At 68.9% G+C, this 15,224-nt stretch carries 12 protein-coding genes; 10 read left to right on the top strand and 2 right to left on the bottom strand.

The features are described 5' to 3' along the window. The first annotated feature begins 18 nt into the window (after nucleotides 1-18). From ACYVAP_RS13520 to ACYVAP_RS13545, 6 genes are read left to right on the top strand one after another with little or no spacing between them, the layout of a single operon-like run. Nucleotides 19-1,104 carry a BMP family ABC transporter substrate-binding protein gene (locus tag ACYVAP_RS13520; protein WP_498861049.1) on the top strand — a complete coding sequence of 362 codons (1,086 nt, stop codon included), beginning with the start codon at nucleotides 19-21 and terminating at the stop codon, nucleotides 1,102-1,104. 2 nt (nucleotides 1,105-1,106) lie between these two features. After that, nucleotides 1,107-2,657 carry an ABC transporter ATP-binding protein gene (locus tag ACYVAP_RS13525; RefSeq protein WP_343903525.1) on the top strand — a complete coding sequence of 517 codons (1,551 nt, stop codon included), beginning with the start codon at nucleotides 1,107-1,109 and terminating at the stop codon, nucleotides 2,655-2,657. Continuing rightward, a complete protein-coding gene (locus tag ACYVAP_RS13530) occupies nucleotides 2,654-4,009 on the top strand; it encodes an amidohydrolase family protein (RefSeq protein WP_498861050.1) in 1,356 nt (451 codons plus the stop codon). The genes ACYVAP_RS13525 and ACYVAP_RS13530 overlap by 4 nt, the downstream gene beginning before the upstream one ends. Next, complete coding sequence (locus tag ACYVAP_RS13535) at nucleotides 3,996-4,778, top strand: DeoR/GlpR family DNA-binding transcription regulator (protein WP_498861051.1); 783 nt, start codon at nucleotides 3,996-3,998, stop codon at nucleotides 4,776-4,778. Before ACYVAP_RS13530 ends, ACYVAP_RS13535 begins: the two co-directional genes overlap by 14 nt. Nucleotides 4,779-4,822: 44 nt before the next feature. Next, the gene (locus ACYVAP_RS13540) at nucleotides 4,823-5,626 is read left to right on the top strand and encodes a BtpA/SgcQ family protein (protein WP_137768982.1); all 804 of its coding nucleotides are present in this window, start codon (nucleotides 4,823-4,825) and stop codon (nucleotides 5,624-5,626) included. Nucleotides 5,627-5,629: 3 nt separating this feature from the next. Beyond that, complete coding sequence (locus ACYVAP_RS13545) at nucleotides 5,630-7,111, top strand: FGGY-family carbohydrate kinase (protein WP_498861052.1); 1,482 nt, start codon at nucleotides 5,630-5,632, stop codon at nucleotides 7,109-7,111. A gap of 66 nt (nucleotides 7,112-7,177) precedes the next feature. Here the strand turns inward: ACYVAP_RS13545 and ACYVAP_RS13550 are convergent, their stop codons facing one another. Then, nucleotides 7,178-8,446, bottom strand: a complete 1,269-nt coding sequence (locus ACYVAP_RS13550; RefSeq protein ID WP_498861053.1) for an exonuclease domain-containing protein — start codon at nucleotides 8,444-8,446, stop codon at nucleotides 7,178-7,180. Between the two features lie 125 nt (nucleotides 8,447-8,571). Here ACYVAP_RS13550 and ACYVAP_RS13555 point away from each other — a divergent pair, with 125 nt between their 5' ends. The 4 genes from ACYVAP_RS13555 (at nucleotide 8,572) to ACYVAP_RS13570 (ending at nucleotide 14,266) form a co-directional block, all read left to right on the top strand. Continuing rightward, the gene (locus tag ACYVAP_RS13555) at nucleotides 8,572-8,892 is read left to right on the top strand and encodes a nucleotide pyrophosphohydrolase (protein WP_498861054.1); all 321 of its coding nucleotides are present in this window, start codon (nucleotides 8,572-8,574) and stop codon (nucleotides 8,890-8,892) included. Further along, nucleotides 8,879-10,630: a DNA/RNA helicase domain-containing protein gene (locus tag ACYVAP_RS13560; RefSeq protein WP_498861055.1), complete on the top strand. Its 1,752-nt coding sequence runs from the start codon at nucleotides 8,879-8,881 to the stop codon at nucleotides 10,628-10,630. Before ACYVAP_RS13555 ends, ACYVAP_RS13560 begins: the two co-directional genes overlap by 14 nt. A gap of 61 nt (nucleotides 10,631-10,691) precedes the next feature. Beyond that, on the top strand, nucleotides 10,692-11,126 hold the full coding sequence (locus ACYVAP_RS13565) for a (deoxy)nucleoside triphosphate pyrophosphohydrolase (RefSeq protein ID WP_498861056.1): 435 nt from the start codon (nucleotides 10,692-10,694) through the stop codon (nucleotides 11,124-11,126). Continuing rightward, nucleotides 11,126-14,266, top strand: coding sequence for a DEAD/DEAH box helicase (locus ACYVAP_RS13570; RefSeq protein ID WP_498861389.1), 3,141 nt, complete (start codon nucleotides 11,126-11,128; stop codon nucleotides 14,264-14,266). Before ACYVAP_RS13565 ends, ACYVAP_RS13570 begins: the two co-directional genes overlap by 1 nt. Nucleotides 14,267-14,306: 40 nt before the next feature. Here ACYVAP_RS13570 and ACYVAP_RS13575 read toward each other — a convergent pair whose 3' ends face one another. Beyond that, nucleotides 14,307-15,122: a suppressor of fused domain protein gene (locus tag ACYVAP_RS13575; RefSeq protein WP_498861057.1), complete on the bottom strand. Its 816-nt coding sequence runs from the start codon at nucleotides 15,120-15,122 to the stop codon at nucleotides 14,307-14,309. Nucleotides 15,123-15,224: the final 102 nt, after the last annotated feature.

A 15,224-nucleotide genomic window follows, 5' to 3' on the forward strand; every position in this document is an offset into this window, starting at 1 on the left:
CACCACCGGAGGAAAGCCATGTCCCGTCCCCGCCTCGCCCGCGCCACCGGCGCCCTCGCACTCGTCGCCATGCTCTCCCTCGCCGGCTGCGGAGGGAGCCAGGAGGCCTCAGGGTCCTCGGACGACTCCTTCACCTATGCCCTCGTCACCCCCGGTGCCGCCGGCGACGGCGGCTTCATCGACTCCGCGATCGCCGGCACGAAGCGGGCGGAGAAGGAGCTCGGCGTCACCGGCCGCGTCGTCGAGGCGGAGTCCGTCTCCCAGCAGGAGAGCGTGCTGCGCTCGACCGTGGCGACGCACCCGGACATCATCTTGGCCCCGGGCCTGGACCCGGACTCGCTGCTCGCCGTCGCCACGGAGAACCCAGATCAGCTGTTCGGCGTCCCGAGCGACATCCTCACCGAGGATCTCCCGGACAATGTGCAGGCCTTCTCCATCGACATGCACGAGGCGAGCTTCCTCGGCGGATACATCGCCGGGTCGATGACCGAGACCCACAAGGTCGGGGCGGTGCTCGGCATCGACAACCCCGGGCTGAACCAGTTCTACTACGGCTTCAAGCAGGGCGTCCTGGAGGCCTGCCCCGAGTGCACCGTCACCCCGAGCTACCTCAACGGGGAGTTCTCCGACCCGGCCGTCGGCCAGGAGGCTGCACTCTCCCTGTACCAGGGAGGCGCCGACATCATCTACGGCGTCGCCGGCCTCTCCGGGCAGGGAGTTCTCACGGCGGCCAAGCAGCAGGGCGCCTACGCGATCGGCGTCGACTCGGACCAGGATGCCGACGCCCCGGGCACGGTCATCACCTCGGTGATGAAGCGGGTCGACACCTCGACCTTCAACCTCATCGAGTCCGCGAAGAAGGACGAGTTCAAATCCGGGTTCGTCGCAGCGGGGATGGCCGACGGCGTCAGCGGGCTCTCCTGGGACGACGGCTCCACCGTCTTCGCGGACGACGGCCCCGAGGCGATGACGGCGAAGCTGCCGGAGACCGAGAAGGACGTCGACGCCCTCAGGAAGAAGATCCTCGACGGCGACCTGGAGGTCTGCGACGCGCTCAACGACCCCTCCTCGGCGGCCTGCTCCGACCTCGGTCTGGCCGGCTGATCATGCGATCAGCACGGACCCCCGTCGACGCGCCGCCCCCGGACACTCCCCGGCTCGAGCTCCGCGGCCTGCGGAAGTACTTCGCCTCCACGGGCGTGCTCGCCGTCGCCGACGTCTCGTTCGCGGTGCAGCCCGGAGAGATCGTCGCGATCATCGGGGAGAACGGCACCGGGAAGAGCACTCTGATGAACCTGCTGTTCGGGATCCACGAGCCGGACGCGGGCGAGATCCTCGTGGACGGCTCCCCCCGCACGATCACCAACCCTCAGGATGCGATCGCGGCCGGGCTGGGCATGGTCCACCAGCACTTCGAGCTGGTGCCGAGCTTCACCGTGGCGCAGAACGTCCTGCTGGGGCGCGAGCCGGTGGGGCGCGGGCTCTACGACGACCGCGCCGCCCGCGCGTTCGTGGGTACGCTCGCGGCCCGCAGCGGGCTGTCGATCGACGTCTCCCGCCGTGCCGGAGACCTGCCGATCGGCGCCCAGCAGCGGGTGGAGATCCTCAAAGCCCTCGCCGCGGAGGCCCGCACCCTCATCTTCGACGAGCCGACGGCGGTGCTCACGCCACCCGAGGCGGAGGAGCTGCTCGTCCTGATCCACGACCTCGCCGCCACCGGGCGGAGCATCCTGTTCATCTCGCACAAGCTCCCGGAGGTGCAGGCGATCGCCGATCGGATCATCGTCATGCGCCGCGGCGAGATCGTCACGACGCTCCAGCGCGGAGAGGCCGACCAGGCGGAGCTCGCCCGCCTCATGGTGGGTCGGGAGGTGGAGCAGCCACGCATGAGCTCCGACGCCTCGCCGCAGGGCACGGTGCTCGACCTCGAGGGCGTCCGCCTTCCGGGGCATGGCGGGACGGGCGAGGCGAGCCTCTCGCTGCGGAAGGGCGAGGTGCTCGGGATCGCCGGCGTGAGCGGCAACGGGCAGGACGAGCTCATCGAGGCCATCGCCGGGCTCACCCCGGTCGAGGCGGGCACTGTACACCTCCAGGGGCGCGACATCACCGGCGCCACCCCCGCCGCGATCCGTCGGGCAGGGCTCGCCCACATCGCGGCGGACCGCATGGCCGTGGGTCTGAACCTGCAGGCGAGCCTCGAGGAGAACGCGGCGGCGACGGCTTTCCGCTCCTCCCGGTTCGCCCGGCGGGGAGTCGTCCGACGGCGCGAGCGGCGTGCCTTCGCCCGCCGGCTCATCGAGGACTACGAGGTGCGCGGCTCCGCCCCCACCCGCGCGGTCCGCACGCTCTCCGGAGGGAACCTGCAGAAGATCGTGATCGGCCGGGAGCTCGCCGGCGATCCGGCGGTGGTGCTGGCCAACCAGCCGACGCGCGGGCTGGACGTCGGCTCGATCGAGTTCGTGCACCGGACGCTGCTGCAGGCGTGCGAGGCAGGGGTGGGGGTCCTCCTCGTCTCGACCGAGCTCGACGAGGTGCTCGCCCTCTCGCATCGCATCGCCGTCATGTACCAGGGCCGGCTCATCGGCCCTTTCGCGCACGACCAGATCGACAGGGAACGGATCGGACGGCTGATGGCCGCCGGGGAGGAGGCCGCATGAGCGGGCTGGAGGGAACGCGGCTCGTGGTCGCGGACGTCGTCTGGACGGGGACCGGGGACGTTCACACCCCGGGCGTCGTCGAGATCGAGGACGGCAGGATCGCCGGTGCCGGGCCGCTCCACGGGGCCCGGCCGGCCGGACCCGACGTCGTGGACCTCGGTGCAGTCGTGGTCATGCCGGGGCTCGTCAACGCCCACGCCCACACGCCGATGTCGCTGATGCGCGGGATCGGCGAAGGGCACTCGCTGCTGACCATGGAGGGCTTCCTCGCGGTGCTGCGCCGGGCGGAGGCGCACCTGACCGAGGAGCTGGTCCCCGCCTCCACGTCCGTGAGCTGCGCCGACTTCATCCGGCACGGGATCACCACCTTTGCGGACCAGTACTTCTTCGCGGACCGGATCGCCCCCGCTGTGATCGCCTCCGGCCTGCGGGCGGCCCTCGCCTGGGGCATCGTCGAGCTCGGCGACGACGACGCCCGAGCCCGCGAGCTCTCCGCCGCCACGCGGTTCGCGGAATCGATGCAGGGCGAATCCGAGGTGGTCCGCGGCTGGCTGGGACCCCACGCCTACTTCGTGGACAACCAGCCGGAGGCGATGATCGCCGCCCGGGACACCGCCGCCCGGCTCGGGGTGGGCCTCCACGTCCACTACTCCACCTCCGGCGAGGAGGACGCCTACTGCGCCGAGCACCACGGCACCACGTCGATCCGGCAGCTCATCGCCATGGGCATGCTCGAGGTCCCCACGATCCTCGCCCACTGCACGACGGTGGATCCCGCGGAGCTGCCGCTCCTCGCGGGGACTCGCGCGGCCATGGCCGTGGTGCCGTCGGTCGCGATGCAGTCCGGGGTGCCCGCCGCGCCGGTGCGCGCCGCCCTCGACGCCGGGGTGAACGTCGCCCTCGGCACCGACAACCCCTGCAACAACACGAACGCCGATCTCTTCGAGGAGATGCGCACGCTCGGGAAGCTCGCCGCGTTCACCTCCCGCGTCCCGAACCAGGTGACCCCGCGGGAGATCCTCGCGATCGCGACCACCGGCGGGCATTGCGCCCTCGGCGGCGGCCCGGCGGACGGCACCCTCGCCCCCGGCGGCGTCGCGGACCTCATCGCGCTCCCGCTCGCGCAGCTGCCCCGGGGGCCCGTGGGTGCACAGAGCCTCGAGTCGGCACTGGTCTACGGTGCGAGCGGGGCGTCGGTCACCGACTCGATGGTCGCCGGCCGGTGGCTGATGCGCGGCGGCGAGCTGCTCACGGTCGATGCCGAGGCCGCCCGCGCCCAGCAACAGAGAGATTTCGACACTCTCACGGCCAGGATGGCCGCGGCAGAAGGAGGCTCACATGGACGTGAGTGATCGGCGCAGCGCTATCGAGGAGCGGGTGATCCGTGACGGCGAGGTGCAGTTCGCGACACTGGCCGAGGAGCTGCAGGTCAGCGCCATGACCATCCGGCGCGACATCGAGGCGCTGGAGCAGGCGGGCGTGGTCCGCAGGGTCACCGGCGGGGCGATCGCGGTGACCGGCGGAGCGGCGTTCGAGCCGTCCTACGGGGCGCGGGAGATCCGCGCCGCAGGCACGAAGCGGGACATCGGTGCCGCCATCGCCTCGATGCTGGCCCCCGGCGAGGTGGTCCTGCTCGACAGCGGCTCGACCGTCGCCTCGGTCGCCGAGGCCGTGCGCGGCCGCGGTCTGGGGCTGACAGTCGTGACGCCCTCCATCAAGGTCGCCACGATCCTGGCCGACGAGCCCGGCACCACCGTGGTCCTCGCCGGAGGCGTGGTGCGTCCGGAGGAGCTGAGCCTCATCGGGCCCGATGCCGAGAAGCTCGTCTCCCGGTACAACTGCGACACCTATGTGGCGGGAGTCGCCGGCGTGGACCCGCGCCGCGGACTCACCGAGTACCACCCAGAGGAGGCTGCGGTGAAGCGGGCCGCCGTCGAGGGGGCGCGCCGCGTGATCGTCGGCGCGGACTCCGCGAAGCTCGGCCGCGTCCATCTCGTCACCATCGCCCCACTCTCCGCGGTCGACGTCCTCGTCACCGACGCGCCGAGCGATCACGTGGTGGTCCTGGAAGCGCAGTCCGCCGGGACCGAGGTCGTCACCGTCCCCGGCACCACGCACTGACGCCGTACCCATCTCCCTCTCCCTCACCGAACTCAGGAGCACACATGACCTCCCTCTTCCGCGCCGTCTTCCCCACGGTCGACAAGCCCCTCATCGCCATGGCGCACGTGCCGGCGCTGCCCGGCACCCCGCTCTACGACGCTGCCGGCGGCGTGGACGCGCTCGTCGAGCACGTCCAGAAGGACGTGGACCTGCTGGTGGACGCCGGGTTCGACGCGGTGATGTTCTGCAACGAGAACGACCGCCCGTACCAGCTGCACGCCGGCCCGGAGGCCTCCGCGGTGATGGCGCGCGTCGTCACCGAGTGCCGGCCCACGTCGATCCCGTTCGGGGTGGACTACCTGTGGGACCCGCGGATCGCGCTCGCGACCGCCGTCGCGACCGGGGCGAGCTTCCTGCGGGAGGTCGTCACCGGGGTGTGGGAGTCCGACATGGGCCTGTGGAACACCGACGCGGCCGAGACGCTGCGGGAGCGACGGCGGCTGGACGCCGGTGACACGGCGATCCTCATGAACATCTCCCCCGAATTCGCCTCCCCGATCGGCACACGCAGCTTCGCGCAGATCGCGCGTTCGACCGTCGTCTCCTCCTTGCCTGACGGCATCCTCGTCTCGGGGCCGATGGCGGGGGCGGGACCGGATCCGGCGGTGTTGCGCGAGGTGCGCGAGGTGGTGCCGGAGGAGATCCCGGTGCTGCTGAACACGGGTGCTCGTGCGGAGACGATCGCGGAGATGCTCACCGTGGCGGACGGCTGCATCGTGGGCTCGTCGCTGAAGGTGGACGGCGGCACCTGGAACCCGGTGGACGCCGATCGTGCCCGTCGCTTCGTCGACGCCGCCAAGGGCTGATCGATGCGTGCGGAGGCACCCGGCCTGCTGATCGGAATCGACATCGGCACCACCGGGGTGAAGGCGATCCTGGTGGACCCGGAGCGCGGCATGATCGCGCAGACGAATCGCAGCAATCGACTGATTTCCCCGCAGCCGGGCTGGGCGGAGGCGGATCCGCGTCAGTGGGCCGAGAACGTCGACTCCGCGCTGTCCGAGCTCGCCGGGGCCGCCGGGAGCCGATCCATCGCCGGCATCGCGACCACCGGAATGGTGCCGGCAGTGCTCCTCGTCGACGCCGAAGGTTCTCCCTTGCGGCCGGCGATCCTGCAGAACGACGCCCGGGCCCATGCCGAGGTGCGCGAGCTCGCGGCGGGGATCGACCAGGAGGCGCTGCTCGCCGCGACCGGTTCGGTGCTCAGCCAGCAGTCCGTCGCGCCGAAGGCGCTGTGGCTCTCCCGGCGCGAGCCGGAGGCGTGGAGGCGCTCCGCGGCGATCCTTGGCTCCTACGACTGGCTGCTCACGCATCTCGGCGCCGCCGTGCACGTGGAGGGGAACTGGGCGCTCGAGTCCGGTCTGTTCACCGTCCGGGGCGAGGAGCACGCCACGGTCACCGAGGCGGTGCCCGGGCTCTCGGAGCGCCTCGTGCCGGTGCGGAGCTCGGGGACGATCGTCGGCGAGCTCGATGCCGCGGCGGCGGGTCGCACCGGCATCGCCGTCGGGACGCCGCTGGTCGTGGGCGGCGCCGACCACGTGCTCTCCGCGTACAGCGCAGGCCTCGGCGACCTCGGCGACTGGCTGGTGAAGCTGGGCGGCGCCGGGGACATCCTCGCCGTCTCCCAGGAGCCCGTGGCCGATGCGCGCTTCTTCCTCGACGAGCACCCGCTGCCCGGGCTGTGGCTGCCCAACGGGTGCATGGCGACCAGCGGGAGCCTCGTCCGATGGGTGCAATCCACGCTCCGCATCGAGGGCCTCGCACAGATGGACGAGGAGGCTTCACGTCGCACCGCCGCCGAGGTGCTGTGCCTCCCGTACTTCCTGGGCGAGAAGACACCGATCAACGACCCTGATTTGCGCGGCATCTTCGCCGGCATGCACCTGGGCCATGACGCGGTGGACCTCTACCGGGCGGCGCTCGAGGGCATCGCCTTCGGCTTCCGCCACAACGCGGAGGTGCTGCGGGAGCGGGGCGTACGGCTCGAGCACGCCACCGTCACCAACGGCGGCGCGACCTCGCTGCTGTGGAAGCAGATCCATGCCTCCGTGCTGGGCACTCCGCTCGACACGGTGGTGGACCATCCCGGGGCCTCGCTCGGCGCGGCCTTCGCGGCGGGCCAGGGGGCCGGCGTCTTCGAGGACTGGTCGGAGCCGCTCGCGCTGGTGCGCCGCGGGGATACCATCGACCCGGATCCGGGTCTGGTCCCTCGATACGACGAGGCCTACGGCCTGTGGCGCGAGCTCGCCGAGGTCTCCGGGGCGACGATGCGGGCGCTCGCGCGACGGTGAACGGACACCCTCGGGCTCATCGGTGTTCAGGACGACGACGTCAGGGCTTCCGACGTCTCATCGCGCCTAGCTCGCGGCATAGCTCGGTGCCGAAGGTCGATCGATCCCTTGATCCGACCATGCCTTCTTCGCAGCACGCTTCAGCCCGTCGTTGCACTCCGGCGAACACATCCACCGTTCCCGGAACATCCAGTAGACGTCCGGGCCGATCGTCCCCTCGCAGCGCAGACACTTGTCGCCGGCGCCCGGGTGTCCGGCCGGGTGACGCAGTGCCTGACGGAGCCACGTGGAGTAATTGAGATCTTCACCTGTGAGCGCCCTGGCTTGATCGACGACATGCAGGGGCAACCACCCCGTCCTGCCCACGGCACGCTGCTCACGCGTCGCCGCTTCCAGCGCTTCTTGGCCGATGTCGAGCCGGTCGATCAGATCCTGTTCGGTCAGGATCTCGAGCGGCTGCCCCTTCTCGGCGAGGTCCATCGCCTTCTGCAGCTTGCGGCTGAACTCGGCGCCGGGCCTGAAGGTGCGAGGGTCGAGATCTCCGCTGACCAAGATGGTGGTCGCCTTTGTCACGCTCTTCTGCCAGGTGCCACCGTAGTGCTCAACCAGTGCATGGGCCTCGGCACGGGTGTGAAGAGACAGGGTGCCAGTGAAGACGACGCTCTCCCCCGCCAGCACGTCCGTCGCCGCCAGCGAGGAGAAGTCCCCAGCAGCCCGTGAACCGTCGCCGACAGGACGTGAGAGCGATCCCGGCCTCGTCGGGACCGAATGGATGCCCAATGGGTTAGCGAGTTCCGCGATCGAGTCGACCCCCGACCGGCCGGCGAGGGTGAGGAGGATTCGGGCCGCTTGGACCGCGTCAGCCTCCGCCTCGTGATGGGTGAAGTCTTCGAGCCCCAGTGCGTTGGCGACGAAAGGCAAGGAGTACGAACCGAGCGTCAACAGTCGACGAGCGATCGGCAACGTGTCATACCAGACCGTGTCCGGGACCTCGAGGTCGAACGCGGCGCTCGCCTTCCGGAACACCGAGCGATCGAAGGACGCATTGTGCGCGACGAACGGATCACCGCCGGCGAAGCTCAGCACTTCGGGGAGAACCTTCGCCCAGGAAGGAGCACCGTGTACCTCCTTCGCGGTGATGCCGTGGATGGCCACGTTCCGAGGCGCGAAATGGTCCAGACCTTCAGGGGGCGCGATCAGCCACGAGGCGGTCTCAACGATGCTTCCATCGCGGATCTTCGCCAGCCCCACCGCGCAAGCGGATGCGTGAAACGAGTTCGCCGTCTCGAAGTCGATGGCGGTCGCGTTGAGGCCCTGCCCAGGGGAGATGCGCATGGCCGGACGATACCGCCCACATGCGACAATCTGTTCTCGCGAGGTCGTTGGTGGACGGCGAACGGCTCGAGCGATGGGCTTCGATCCTCAGCCCTGGCCATCCACACGATTGCTAGGTTGAAGCCATGACCGGCGAAGACCTGCTCGAGACCCTTCGATCCTTCATGGCCGAGCGCGACTGGGGTCAGTTCCACTCCCCCGAGAACCTCGCCAAGTCGGTCTCCATCGAGGCCGCCGAGCTGCTCGAGTGCTACCAGTGGAACGGCGACGCCGACCGCGACGAGGTGGCCGGGGAGCTCGCCGACGTGCTGACCTACGCACTCCTCCTCGCGGACAAGCTAGAGCTGGACCCGGAGCAGATCGTCCGTGCGAAGCTCGAACGCACCGGGCAGAAGTACCCCGTCGAGAAGGCGAAGGGACGGAGCACGAAGTATGACCGCCTTTGAGATCGAGGAGCTCCGCTTCACCCCGGAGTCGGTGGAGGAGACGAGGGGACGACTCCCCCGCTTCACCAATTGGCCCGTCGTCTACCTCATCGAGGACGGGCACGACATCTACGTGGGCGAGACCGGCAGTGCCGACCGCCGCATGCGCCAGCACCTCAAGTCGAAGCAGAAGGAGCACCTCAAGGAGGTCCGGATCGTCTTCGATGAGCGCTTCAACGGCTCCGCCTGCCTGGATCTCGAGTCACTGCTGATCCGCCTGCTCGGCGGCGACGGCAAGTTCGACGTCCTGAACCGCAACGAGGGCATCACCAACCAGGACTACTTCCAGCGCAGCGAGTACAACGACACCTTCAAGGAGATCTTCGAGGAGCTCCGCTCGCGAGGCTACTTCGAGCGGTCGATCCCCGAGATCGAGAACTCGGACCTCTTCAAGCTCTCCCCGTACAAGGCGCTCAACACGGAGCAGGGCGTCGCCGTCCTCGACATCATGGAGGGTCTCGTCGAGGACCTCCGCCATCCCGAGGTGCGCACGATCGCCGCGATCCAGGGCGACCCCGGCACCGGGAAGACGATCGTCGGCATCTACCTCATGAAGCTCATGCGGGACCTCGCCGTGTTCGACCCGACCGACGAGGTCGAGGGCGACTCGATGTTCTCCGACCTCTTCGTCGAGGGGAACCGCGAGCTGTTCCAGGGATTGCGGATCGGCCTCGTGGTCCCGCAGAAGTCCCTCCGCAAGTCCATCAGCAAGGTGTTCCGGAAGGTGCCCGCGCTGAGCTCCACCCAGGTGCTCACCCCGTACGACGTCGCCGACGCAGAAGAGGACTTCGACGTCGTCGTGGTCGACGAGGCGCACCGCCTCACCCAGCGCGGCGCCCAGGCTCACGGCACGCTCACCAAGCGGTACGGGGAGACGACGCGCAGGCTCTTCGGAGTGGATGACCTCTCGATCAACCAGCTCGACTGGATCCGTAAGCGCTCGCGCCACACGATCCTGCTGCTGGACACGGCTCAGAGCGTTCGCCCGATCGACATCGAGCCCGAGGTGTTCGAGCGAGTCCTCGCCGAGACCCGCGAGCAGAAGCGGCTCTATCCGCTGGACACCCAGATGCGGGTGAAGGGCGGGAAGGAGTATCTCGAGTTCGCGCGCGCTCTGATCTCCGACGACCCGCCCACCGTCATGCCTGACCTCGGCGATTACGAGTTCGAGGTGTTCGACGATCTCGGTGCGATGCACCAGCGGATCCGCGAGCGGGATGCCGAGCACGGTCTCGCCCGCCTCGTCGCCGGCTACGCCTGGAAGTGGCGCAGCAAGGGGAAGAGCGGCCTGCACGACATCGAGCTCGACGGCGTCGCCCTGGACTGGAACGTCTCCGACGTCGACTGGATCGCCTCGAAGACCTCCCTCGAGGAGGTCGGGTCGATCCACACTGTGCAGGGCTACGACCTCAACTACGCCGGCGTCATCATCGGCGGCGACCTCCGCATCGATCCCGACACTGGCAAGCTCGTCGCCGACCGCAGCAACTACTTCGACACCAAGGGCAAGGCCAACAACACCATGCGCGGCCGCACCACCTCCGACGAGGACCTGCTGCGCTACATCACCAACGTGTACCGGGTGCTGCTGACACGGGGGATGCGGGGAACTTATGTGTACGTCGTGGACCCATCACTGCAGGCTCGAATCCGTTCCATTCTGAGCACGACCAACCTTTTCAGCCAACGGCACCTTTGAAGAGTTGGACACTGATTCAGTAGTGCCCAAGTCGCGTTGCCCGCCTGTTGAGGAGCCCACTGTGAACGCCAGCCCCATCGTGCGCGTCGTCGGCGCCGTCATCGTCCGTGAGGATGCCGTCTTCGCGGCCCGCCGGAACCCCGAGCGGAGCGCTGGCGGGCTGTGGGAGTTCCCCGGCGGCAAGGTGGAGCCGGGCGAGACCCCGGAGCAGGCGCTCGCCCGCGAGCTTGAGGAGGAGCTGTCCGTGACGGTCGCTGTGGGCCCGCTTGTGGACCGCAGCCTCAGCACCGTCGGCGAGAAGAGAATTGAGCTCGCCTGCTACCTGGCTACGCTCATCGGAGCCGAGCCCTCCGCGAGCACGGACCATGACGCGATGCAATGGATTCCCCTCACGGAGCTGGACCGATGGGGCTGGGCGCCCGGCGACGTTCCGATCATTCCCGGGCTGCCACAGAGGATCCGCGAGCTCCGCGCTCACGAGAGTGGGGCGCAGTGATTCCCGCGGAGCGACTCGACCCGGGCCTGTACGAACTCCTCGTCACCACCGGTCTCGCTGACCTCATCACTAACGCCGAGGCTGACGGCTTTACCGCGCCCACGACGGACGTGGACGCTGCTGAGGTCACCCACGTCCTCACGCAGCACATCAGTACCGTCGTCGAACAAGCACTCCGCGAGGCTTCGCCGGAGCAACGCATTGACCTTGCCAACTCGGTGCTGAACGCGCTGCCACTCGCGGGGCAGCAAGGACAGGTCTCGCCCGGGCCGCGTCTGCTGACGGAAGTGTCCCGGCCCGGCGCAGTTCCGCTGGATCGGCCGGCGACACGTCTCAGCGACGTGGCGCTCATGACCAACGCCCGCAATGACCCGCAGCTCGGCTCGGAGCTGCGTCGGGAGATGGCAAGCGCCGATCGCATCGACTTGCTGTGCGCCTTTGTGCAGTGGAGCGGGATCCGGGTGCTCGAGGATTCCCTCAAGGCCGCTGCCGACCGCGGCGTGCCGATCCGGGTGCTCACCACAACCTACATCGGGGCAACGGACCGACGCGCACTGGACTACTTTGTGCGCGCGCTGGGTGCCGAGGTGCGGATCAACTACGACGCGCAGTCCACGCATCTCCACGCGAAGGCGTGGATGTTTCACCGCGACAGCGGGTACACCACGGCCTACGTCGGCAGTTCGAACATGAGCCGTGCCGCGCTCGTGGACGGCCTCGAGTGGAACGTGAAGCTCTCGCGCCAAGTGACCTCCACGCTGCTCGACAAGTTCGCGTCCACCTTTGACACCTATTGGGACAGTAGGGAGTTCGCCTCCTACGATCCCGACACGGACGCCGAGTACCTTGACGCGCTCCTCGCGAAGAACGGGGGCCGCGGCCGCAGCACGTTGTTCGGCATCAGCAGCCTCGATGTGCGCCCCTACCCGCATCAGCAGGAGATCCTCGACGATCTCCAGTCCGAGCGCGAGACTCGCGGTCGGCATAAGAACCTCGTCATCGCAGCGACGGGCACCGGTAAGACGGTCGTCGCCGCCCTGGACTACAAGCGGCTGCGCCCGTCCGCGCACCAGCAACCACGGCTCTTGTTCCTCGCGCACCGCAAGGAGATCCTCGAGCAGTCACTGCGCACCTACCGCGACGTCCTCAAGGAAGAGGCGTTCGGCGAGCTCATGGTGGACGGGCACCGCCCGTTGAAAGGGACGCACGTCTTCGCGTCAATCCAGTCGATGGCGCGTATGCAGGAGCCCGAGCGATGGGATCCGGCGCACTTCGACATCGTCGTGATCGACGAGTTCCACCATGCCGATGCGAACTCCTACCGGCGCGTGCTGGACCACTTCACCCCGACGGAGCTGCTCGGCCTCACGGCGACGCCCGAGCGGGCAGACGGCGTGAACGTCACCCAGGCGTTCTTTGACGGACGGGCCGCGAGCGAACTCCGACTCTGGGACGCCCTCGAAGCAGACCTTCTGGTGCCCTTCCACTACTTCGGCATCGGCGATGGCGTGGACCTCCGCTCCCTGCGCTTCTCACGCGGCCGCTATGACCCCGGCCAACTGGAGCAGGCCCTGACCGGCAATGACGCACGCGCCGCGAAGATCCTCGCCGCCGTCGAGGACAAGGTCACCGATCCCCGGAACATGCGGGCACTGGGGTTCTGCGTCAGCGTGGAGCACGCGCGCTACATGGCACGCGTCTTCAACGACGCGAGCCTCCCGGCCCTCGCCCTCTCCGGGGAGTCACACCCTGAGGAACGACGACGTGGTCTGGAAAGCCTGCGCAACGGCGACGTGACCTGCCTGTTCGCAGTCGACCTGTTCAACGAGGGCCTCGATATCCCGATGATCGAAACGGTCCTCATGCTGCGACCCACGCAGTCCTCCACGATCTTCCTGCAGCAGCTGGGCCGCGGCCTGCGCCGCGCGGAGGGCAAGTCCGTGCTCACCGTGCTCGACTTTGTGGGCCTACAGAACGAGGCCTTCCGTTTTGATCTGAAGTACCGCGCACTGACCGGACTCTCCCGGAATCAGCTCCAACGCAACATCGAAGAGGGCTTCCCGTTCCTTCCGCCCGGCTCCCAGATCGTCTTTGATGCGGTCGCCCAAGACATCGTGCTGAGCAACGTGAAGAAGCAGCTCAAGCTCTCCACCAAAGACCTCGTCGCGGATGTACGCCAGCATCTGCCCGAGGATGTCGCCCCGGAGGACTACAACCTCGGCACGTACCTCGAGACCGCCGAGCGTTCCCTCGCCGACGTCTACGCCCCGCCGACGCGTACGTTCGGCGGGAACCAGCGGGCATCGTCCTGGTCGGCGCTCGTGGACTGGGCCTTCCCCAACGCTGAGGTGCAGGGCGAACTGTCTGTCGAGGATGACGTCTTGCTCCGGCGCGTAAGGACGCTCACCCACGTGGACGACGCCGACCGGATCGCCGCCTACCGTTCGCTCCTCGACGCGCCCGAGCTTCCCGCTGACGTCGAGACGAACCTGTACGCCGCGATGCTCTACTTCTCGATCTGGTCGACCGGTACACAGGGAGTACGCGCCGGCTTGGAAGAGCTGCGCTCACGGCCGCTCGTTGTGCGGGAGCTACTGAACCTGCTGGAGTACAATGATCACGTCGGCCGCAAGCGCCCGGAGCCCCTCCGTGGTCGCGCCTCGGCGACGCCGCTGCGCTCCCACGCCACCTACTCGCGTGAAGAGCTGCTTGCCGGACTGGGCCTTGGAACGCACGATGCCGGGACGCCGGGCGCCATCCGCGAGGGCGTGAAGTGGCTCCCCACCCTCCAGGCCGACGCCCTCCTCGTCACGCTCAAGAAATCAGAGAGCGACTACTCCCCCACCACGATGTACCGCGACTACGCGATCAACCAAGACCACTTCCACTGGGAATCGCAGAGCACCACCGGCGCCCACAGCGCCACCGGTCAGCGCTACATCAACCACGCTTCCCGCGGCTCCGACGTCATCCTCTTTGTACGCCGCTCCAAGACCGGCGACCTCGGCACGGAGCCCTACACCTGCCTCGGCACCGTCCGGTTCCAGCAGGCCACCGGATCCAAGCCGATGCAGATCGTCTGGAAGCTCGATCGGGACATGCCCGTGGATCTGTTCTTGGAGGCGAAGGCGGCCGTCTAGGTTCCGTGCCCGTCGGCCGCTCTCAGCGCGACGGTGGACGTCAGTCCTCCTCGATCACGAACTCCCCCGAGGCGTCGGTGAACAGCGCCGTCTGCCCCGGCGTCGCACTCTCCAGGAAGGCGCCCACCCAGGGGCATCGGTCGAGGAAGACGTCGACGGAGAGCACCTCGTGGTTGCTGTTGTCGGCCATGTACTCGGGCGGCTCGAGGCCGGTGACCGAGGTGACCTCGCGGCCGGTGAAGGTGACCCAGCGCGGCGGTCGCTCGGCATGGAGCTTGATGAGGAAGACGGACATCGATGCGGTCACCTCTGCGCCCGCGACGGCGCTCCTCCGTGTCACGTCCAGCAGCGCGTCGGCGCTCCCGACGGCGGCCTGCAGCGCGTCCCATCCCTGCGCGGCGACCAGGCTCGCCTCCTCGTCAGTGAGGAGGCGGAGGGTGCGCACGTGTCCCAGGACCTCGCCGCTCTCGGAGCGGACCTCGTCGAAGGCGGCGCCCCAGCGGGAGGTGGTCGCGAGGATCGCGGAGATCTGCGTGCCGCGCAGGAACGGCTCGCTGTTGCGCCAGGGCGAGCCGACCGGCGGCACGCGGCGGTTGTTCGCGATGTCGTCGCAGACGATCCGCATCGCGACGAGCGCGGCACCCTGCTGACCGTCGAGGACCTCCACCGCGATCTCGACCCGCTCGCCGGAGTCGGTGGGGATCCGGGAGGCACCGGCGGTGATGAGGGTGATCGGCCCGCTCTCGGGATGCTTCTCGACGACCATGACGCTGCCGCCGATCCGCTCCTCCAGGACGAGGGGCTCGGTGCCCAGGGCGTCGAAGACGTGATTCGGGAACGCGTCGAGGTCTGCCATGCGCCGAGTCTGGCAGAGGGGCGCCGCCGCAGCGCGGGAACACGGGGACATCGGCCGCCCCAGGCCGCGCGAGTACGTTGGCCGTGGACGCGTGCACCGCGC

The sequence above is a fragment of the Brachybacterium horti genome (genome assembly GCF_054777615.1).

Coding starts and splice junctions, on each gene's coding strand:
- ACYVAP_RS13520 (WP_498861049.1), top strand. CDS start 19: ATGTCCCGTCCCCGCCTCGCCCGCGCCACCGGCGCCCTCGCACTCGTC.
- ACYVAP_RS13525 (WP_343903525.1), top strand. CDS start 1,107: ATGCGATCAGCACGGACCCCCGTCGACGCGCCGCCCCCGGACACTCCC.
- ACYVAP_RS13530 (WP_498861050.1), top strand. CDS start 2,654: ATGAGCGGGCTGGAGGGAACGCGGCTCGTGGTCGCGGACGTCGTCTGG.
- ACYVAP_RS13535 (WP_498861051.1), top strand. CDS start 3,996: ATGGACGTGAGTGATCGGCGCAGCGCTATCGAGGAGCGGGTGATCCGT.
- ACYVAP_RS13540 (WP_137768982.1), top strand. CDS start 4,823: ATGACCTCCCTCTTCCGCGCCGTCTTCCCCACGGTCGACAAGCCCCTC.
- ACYVAP_RS13545 (WP_498861052.1), top strand. CDS start 5,630: ATGCGTGCGGAGGCACCCGGCCTGCTGATCGGAATCGACATCGGCACC.
- ACYVAP_RS13550 (WP_498861053.1), bottom strand. CDS start 8,446: ATGCGCATCTCCCCTGGGCAGGGCCTCAACGCGACCGCCATCGACTTC.
- ACYVAP_RS13555 (WP_498861054.1), top strand. CDS start 8,572: ATGACCGGCGAAGACCTGCTCGAGACCCTTCGATCCTTCATGGCCGAG.
- ACYVAP_RS13560 (WP_498861055.1), top strand. CDS start 8,879: ATGACCGCCTTTGAGATCGAGGAGCTCCGCTTCACCCCGGAGTCGGTG.
- ACYVAP_RS13575 (WP_498861057.1), bottom strand. CDS start 15,122: ATGGCAGACCTCGACGCGTTCCCGAATCACGTCTTCGACGCCCTGGGC.